Origin of the sequence: Chitinophaga sp., from assembly GCF_036569185.1 — a bacterium.
GTDB lineage: Bacteria > Bacteroidota > Bacteroidia > Chitinophagales > Chitinophagaceae > Chitinophaga.
Genome location: NZ_DATCRD010000338.1, coordinates 20,315 through 27,069, shown reverse-complemented (window position 1 = coordinate 27,069; position 6,755 = coordinate 20,315). Strand labels below are relative to the sequence as shown.

Genomic DNA, 6,755 nt, shown 5'->3' with positions numbered 1-6,755 from the left:
ACCTTTATGGCTTCCATGCTCACGGTCACCGCCCAAAGGCAGCAAAGCCCCGCCACTCTTCAGCTCATGAGGATTGTTGCTTGGGTTGCCATCTTTATCCTGGATCCATCCGTAGGGAGCTTCTTCATTTTTACGCTGCAGTATTTCCAGCTTACCGTTTGCCGCAGTAGTGGTAGCGAAATCAGCTACAAATGCAGGCTGCTCCTTTGCAGGAATAGCCACTGCAATAGGATTGGTGCCCAGCATACGCTCGGTGGAGAAAGTGGGCGCTACCAGCGGACTGGCATTGGTCATGGCCATGCCAATCATATCCTGGTCCAGCGCCTTCATGGCGTGGTAACCAGCTATTCCAAAGTGATTGGAGTTTTTCACGCTCACCCAGCCGGTGCCTACAGCGGCCGCCTTTTGCATGGCTACTTCCATGGCGTAAGGCGCTACAACCAGGCCCAGGCCGGCATCGCCGTCAATGACAGCGGTGCTGGGGGTTTCATGCACCACCCGGATATTGGGCTTTGCATTGATCCGCTTAGCCTCCCATAAACGAACATAGCCCGATAAGCGGGCTATTCCATGGGAATCGATACCTCTCAGATCTGCTGATACCAGCACTTCGCTGGCCAGGGCTGCATGTTCCAGGCTGCAACCCATGTGGATAAAAACTTCCCTGGTGAACTCCCTCAAATGATGATAAGAAAAAATATGTTCCATCTGTCAGCGGGATTAGGCCTGAGCGGTGGGACCACCGAAATTCAATGGTACTGATACCTGCTCCTGGTCCTGGATCGGGCCGTGTACAGATTCGTATTTCTTAATATTATCAAGCATGGCTTTCATAAAACGCTTGGCATGCTGCGGCGTGAGTATAATACGCGACTTCACCTTAGCCTTTGGCAGACCGGGCATCACATTCACAAAGTCTACCACAAACTCGGCATTCGAATGGGTGATGATAGCGAGATTCGCATATTGTCCCTCGGCGATTTCTTCATTCAACTCTATATTAAGCTGATTCTGTTCTTCATGCTGATTTTCCATGTTATACGATTTAGCCGTACAAAAATAGAAAAAGAGGACTCAAATGAGCCCTCTTTTTTTATAAATAGCGGATTGACCGGTACTAATAGTCGTCTTCGTCGAATTTTGTCCGCAGCACACCCGCCACCACGTACTTCTTCCCGGGATCGGAAGAAATTTGCAGTTCCATATAAATACTGTCGGTTACGTGGCCGGCTTTTGATTTGCCTCCATTAGGGAACACCTTTCCGGAAGTGATAGTAACGGTAGCGGCACTGTTTTCATCTTTAGCGTTGGTAGCACTGAATGTAAGATCGGAGAGGTTCACATCTACCTTCGACTGGAAATCAAAACCCAGCCCTGCATCCTGCACCCACATTTGCTTTCCATCGTCGGCAGCGGTGTTAAAAGTATTGATTTGCACATGGTCCCCGTCTATTTGCGGCGCACCGTTGAGCGACATGGTTACCCACCAGGTACCTGCCATTTTCACTACTTGTGTGTTCTTTACTTCCGGCAATTCCTTTTTACAGGAAGCAAAAAGAACGGCGCCTCCCAGCAGCAACCCCGCGATATATAACTTATTCATTATTGTTCTCATGGTAATTATTTTAAGATCCGTTAACATTATAAAGCCCACCAAACCTTTTGATAAATAGGCACTTCCGCTGGTGTATTACTGTTCCTGCTCCTTTCCACATCCGGGAATACCAGTCGTTTCGGGAATTTGCCGGCGCCTGTTACTCCGTTACGGGAATATACCAGCTGACCAGGGATGTAAGAGGGATCGGTAGAATATACCGGGCTGTACTTGGGATACCCTGTCCTGTTTTGTTCCAGGAAACCTTCCAATGCATGCGAACCAGGGAAAGAAGCCCATTTCTGCGTAATGATCGCTTCCAGCTTTTTATCAAAGGAAGCCCCAGTTGGATAAGCATATACCTTTCCTGCCTGGATGAAAGTATCTGCGCTCAGTTTAAACTGCTGAAAGGCTGCCTGCACACCTGCATCATAATAGGCTTTTGCTTTGGTACCGCCGAAATATCTTTCGTCTGCTTCAGCCAGCATAAAATTGGTTTCGGCCCTGGAAATCAGGTAAGCGGTGTCTATAGCCGTTTGCCTGTAAATAGCGGCAACGTTGTAAGTGGGCGATAAGCTGGTGAAGTCGCCCTGGTTAATGCCATAATAAACACCGCTTGCTGCTCCCGGTGCACGGAAGATCTTAGTCATCCGTGAATCCTTGTTTTTCTGCAGCCACGACATCATGGTGTAGCTTGCGCGGATGTTGGTAGTGGTATTCAGGCTGCGGATATTGGATTCGTATAAAGGGTTGTCCTGGCCCGGAGCATCCTTGAAGGTACTGTAGGAAGCATCCACATCAGTGAGGAACTCAGCGCCGCTGTTGATCAGTGCCATGATCTTTGTTCTTGCCTGGTTAGGATCTGCATTCACCAGCCGCAGGTACATTTTCAGTTTCAGCGTATTGGCAAACTTTACCCATTTATCCATATCCCCCTTGTAAATAATATCCTGTGCAGCATTTTCAGCAAGAATGGTAACCGTCAGATCTTTTGATAAAGCAACATCAATATCTCTCAGTAACCACTGGTAAATACTATCTCCCCGGTCAAACTTAGGCTGCAGCTGGTTCAACCCGCCAAAGGCTTCCTGGTATGGTACCTGGTCGTACAGGTCTACCAGTACCTGGTAAGAATATGCCTTCATCACGGTTCCCATTAAACCAAAACTATAATCATGCAGGCTGTCGCACAATTTGAGCATCAGGCTGTAATCTTCCAGCGCGCCGGAAAACATCTGTGTATACAACGCATTGTAGTCCGTACGCTGGATGTTATAGGCATCAATTGTTTTGTACTGGTTAGAGGCATTACTCTGTGTCCAGTATTGCGCCCATATACCGCCAATAATAGCGCCATCAGTGCCGGCGCATGATATGGTAGACATCACTGCCGGCGGGAACAGCACATAAGGCGTAGCCTTCTCCAGCGGCGGGTTATTCGGATCGTTGTTGATATCCAGGTTCTTCTTGCAGGACGTGCCCAACATCAGTACCGCAGCAAGCAGGATAAGAATATATTGATGATTGTACGTTTTCATGATATCTGAATTTAAAAAGATTAGAACGTTACCCTCAATGACAAACCATAAGATTTGGTGGTAGGCATGCTCCTGAATTCACCAAGTTCACTGTTCAGGTCATTACCATAGTTGGATACTTCAGGATCGATGGATGTATTGCCTTCAGGTGTCCATATAAATAAATTGCGGGCAAAGGCTGTCAGTGTCAGGTTACTGGCGGCAATTTTTCTTGCAGCAGCAGAAGGTAAGCTGTACGAAAGCGTGATATCACGCAGCTTTAAAAAGGTTTTATCAATAATGCGCTGTGAATAAGCGCCACCTTTATTGGTGGTATGATACCAGTAGGCATCATAATTATAGTCTGTGAGCGGAATGGTGTTTTCACCATATATCGGTTTAGCCTGGGCATCAGTGCCTATCTGCATTACAGAGTTGGGTACTACGAATGCCCGCCTGTCGTTATAGGTAGTTTGCAACGCATTTCCCACGAAGTAGGTAAGATCCGCAGTACCGGAGTAGAACACACCGCCTTTTCTCCAGTCAAAAGAGAAGCCGAGGGTAAAGTCTTTATAACGGAGTGTATTTATCAATCCCATGGTAAAGTCGCGCTGGGAGGTACCGTAATATCCATCCGTATCTGCAGCCTTTGGCAATCCTGTAGCATCCACAATTGTTTTTCCATCCGGTGTGGTCGCCGTTACAGGTGCATAAAATACACCCAGCGGATCACCCTTGCGGGCCGCAAATTTTACGTCGTAAACAAAATTCAGTACTACCTGGTTAAGTCCTGCAGGCAGCTCTTCAACTGTATTCCTGTTGCGGGCAAAAGTATAATTGATGTTCCAGCTGAAATCTTTTGTTTCTACCGGTATAATATTAACCGACAATTCAATTCCCTTATTCCTCACTTTACCAAAGTTCTGGGTGATGCTGGCATAACCGGAACTTGGCGTGGTAGGCACTGCAAGGATCTGGCCTTTGGTGAGTTTGTTATAGAAGGCGAGATCAAATCCCAACCTGTTGCGCAGGAATTTTACTTCACCGCCTAATTCATATTCATTACTCAGCTCAGGGCCAAGCTCAGGATTACCAATATTATCACCTACCGTGTAACCTGGAATACCATTGAAAGGGAAGTCCAGCGTACCAAAAGGAAGATCTATGATCTGTCCGGTAGATAAAGTTGTTTTAGTGAGATAAGGGCCGGCATCATTACCTGTTTTACCCCAGCTGGCGCGCAGTTTCGCAAAAGAAACACCCCGTTCATCCAACTTCAGCGCTTCAGATAAAATGAAGGCGGCGTTTACGGCCGGGTAGAAATAGCTGTTGTTTTTTTCAGGTAAAGTAGACGACCAGTCGTTACGGGCATTCAGGGTCAGGAACAGGTATTCACGGAAGCCAAAAGTTGCCTGTGCATAAAGGCCATAAATACGGCGTCTGAATTCCTGTGTTTGTGACACCGGCGTGTTGGGTGAGTTGGAGATCACATAAAAGCCGGGAATAGCCAGGCCCTTCACAGCAGAATTGAATATTTTTCCTTCCCGCTGGTTAACGTTAAAACCAACCAGTCCATCAAGGGTAAAATCTGAATTCAGCTTTTTATTGACAGTAAGCAGGAGGTCTGAGTTGAATTCCCCCCTGTAATCGCTGTTTTCCCTTACGTAACCAACGTCCTCCTGCCGTTGAGCACCTTCCACATTATTACCATCATTCCAGCTGTCGAGTGATGGCCTGTTCTTCGCTTTATACGTTTTAGACTGGGCATTGGTAACATCCGCTCCAATACGCCATTGTACGTTCAACCAGTCGTTGATACCATACTTCAGATCAATGTTTCCGAAGATCCTGTTACTCTTCAGGTTATTCCCATTTTCATACAGGGAATAATAAGGATTCTCAGCGTAGGGAGTAAAGTAGTTATCTACATTGTAATACTTATTCTTGTAATCCTTGAACTGGGAAATGTTGATGTCTACCGGGATCTGGATAATGTCTTCAAACAAAGAAGATCCAAGCCCGGATTCACTGCGGGTAGACACTGCTTTCGCATTTTTATTTACATAGTTGAAAGAGGCAGAAGCAGAGAACCTGCCATATTTTGTAGACGCTCTTGCAGAGAAAGTATTTCTTTTATAAGAATCTGCATCAGTAGGCAGGATACCGTCGCTATATACATTGTTATAAGACAGGAAGAAAGTGGAGGTTTCATTTCCTCCGCTAACAGCAATGCTGTTGTTCAGTTCTTTACCGGTTGTGAAATAATTACGTACGTTATCTTTTACAAAAGAAAATGGTTTGGTTAATGATACCCCATCAACAGGAGCGCCCCATGCACGGTTTTCACCGGTTAAGCGTGGGCCCCAGCTACCATTTTCTGAAAGAATGAAAGTACCGCCCCATCCCTGGCCAAACTCTTCCTGCATAGTAGGCAACATACCTACATTGGAAAAAGTGGCAGCGGAGGCCACATCAACTTTCAATCGTCCGCTTTTACCTTTTTTGGTAGTGATCAACACCACTCCGCTGGCAGCCCTGGAACCATAAATGGCGGTGGCAGCGGCGCCTTTCAGAATACTGATGGCTTCAATATCATTAGGATTGATATCGTTGGCATTGTTACCAAAATCATAACCACCGTTATTGACGCCTTTTCCATCAACGGAGGAACCTGGGCGGTCGTTATTCAATGGCACCCCATCTATTACATACAGTGGCTGGTTACTTCCCTGGAGCGAAGAATAACCGCGCAGGATCACCTTATTGGATGCACCGGGAGCGCCGCTGGTGGTGGATATTTCGGCGCCGGCTATTTTACCGGACAAACCATCCATCATGCTTACAGGGGCTACCCTGTTAATTTGTTCGGTAGCGAAGTTACTGGTAGCGTAACCAACGGTTTTCTTTTCCCGCACCAGTCCTAAACCTGTTACCACTACTTCCTGCAGATTTTTATTATCTGCTATTAATGTAACCTGGAGATTGGAACTTTCTCCCACGGTTACCTCCTGGGCTTTGTATCCAACGCTCCTTATAACGAGCACCGTAGATGTACCAGGTACGCTCAGGTTAAATACGCCGTTATCATTGGCGGTAGTGCCCGTGGAGGTACCTTTAACCTGGACGGTGGCAAACGGAACCGGATTGCCATCATTACCCTTAACGGTACCTGTAACCTGTCGCTGCTGCGAATAGGCCAGGCTGATAATTGCCATTAGCATGGCAAAAAGGAGTAACCCCTTTTTCATAAAAGTTTCAGATTTTGGTTGAAGAAGAAATACACTGGGTCATATAATGCTTACCTGGCAATAATTACCAGGAGCACCTACCGGCGGTATTCACCGGGTATTGTTGTATCATAATGCCATTCTTTAACAGCATGGAAAATCCCCCATGTTCCGAAAACATGATTATAGATGGAACTGGTTTCGCGTCCGCGGTAACCAATAGACATCTTTTATACGATTAGTATAATGGCGGATTACTATGTAAAAGCAGCATTGTCCTTTTTCATATACAGTTCGGATTTTGGTTGTACAATTGGTTCAGAAGTCTATGCCAGACTATCTATATCCTCTCACAGCAATTGTTATAATTTTCAACTGTTGGCAAACAGTTTATTTCACTATTAATTACAGGAAATA

5 protein-coding genes are annotated in these 6,755 nt (G+C 46.2%); all 5 read right to left on the bottom strand.

Annotated elements, in window-relative coordinates; all coding sequences use genetic code 11:
• Nucleotides 1–708 (bottom strand): Ldh family oxidoreductase (locus VIM72_RS25875; protein WP_332005716.1); only part of this gene is annotated, 708 nt, incomplete at its 3' end.
• A gap of 12 nt (nucleotides 709–720) precedes the next feature.
• Nucleotides 721–1,035, bottom strand: a complete 315-nt coding sequence (locus tag VIM72_RS25870; RefSeq protein ID WP_079470689.1) for a DUF3467 domain-containing protein — start codon at nucleotides 1,033–1,035, stop codon at nucleotides 721–723.
• Between the two features lie 82 nt (nucleotides 1,036–1,117).
• Nucleotides 1,118–1,615, bottom strand: a complete 498-nt coding sequence (locus VIM72_RS25865; RefSeq protein ID WP_332005715.1) for a lipid-binding protein — start codon at nucleotides 1,613–1,615, stop codon at nucleotides 1,118–1,120.
• 26 nt (nucleotides 1,616–1,641) lie between these two features.
• The gene (locus tag VIM72_RS25860; protein WP_332005714.1) at nucleotides 1,642–3,132 is read right to left on the bottom strand and encodes a SusD/RagB family nutrient-binding outer membrane lipoprotein; all 1,491 of its coding nucleotides are present in this window, start codon (nucleotides 3,130–3,132) and stop codon (nucleotides 1,642–1,644) included.
• A 20-nt stretch (nucleotides 3,133–3,152) separates the two neighbouring features.
• Nucleotides 3,153–6,359, bottom strand: coding sequence for a SusC/RagA family TonB-linked outer membrane protein (locus VIM72_RS25855; RefSeq protein WP_332005713.1), 3,207 nt, complete (start codon nucleotides 6,357–6,359; stop codon nucleotides 3,153–3,155).
• Nucleotides 6,360–6,755 lie beyond the last annotated feature (396 nt).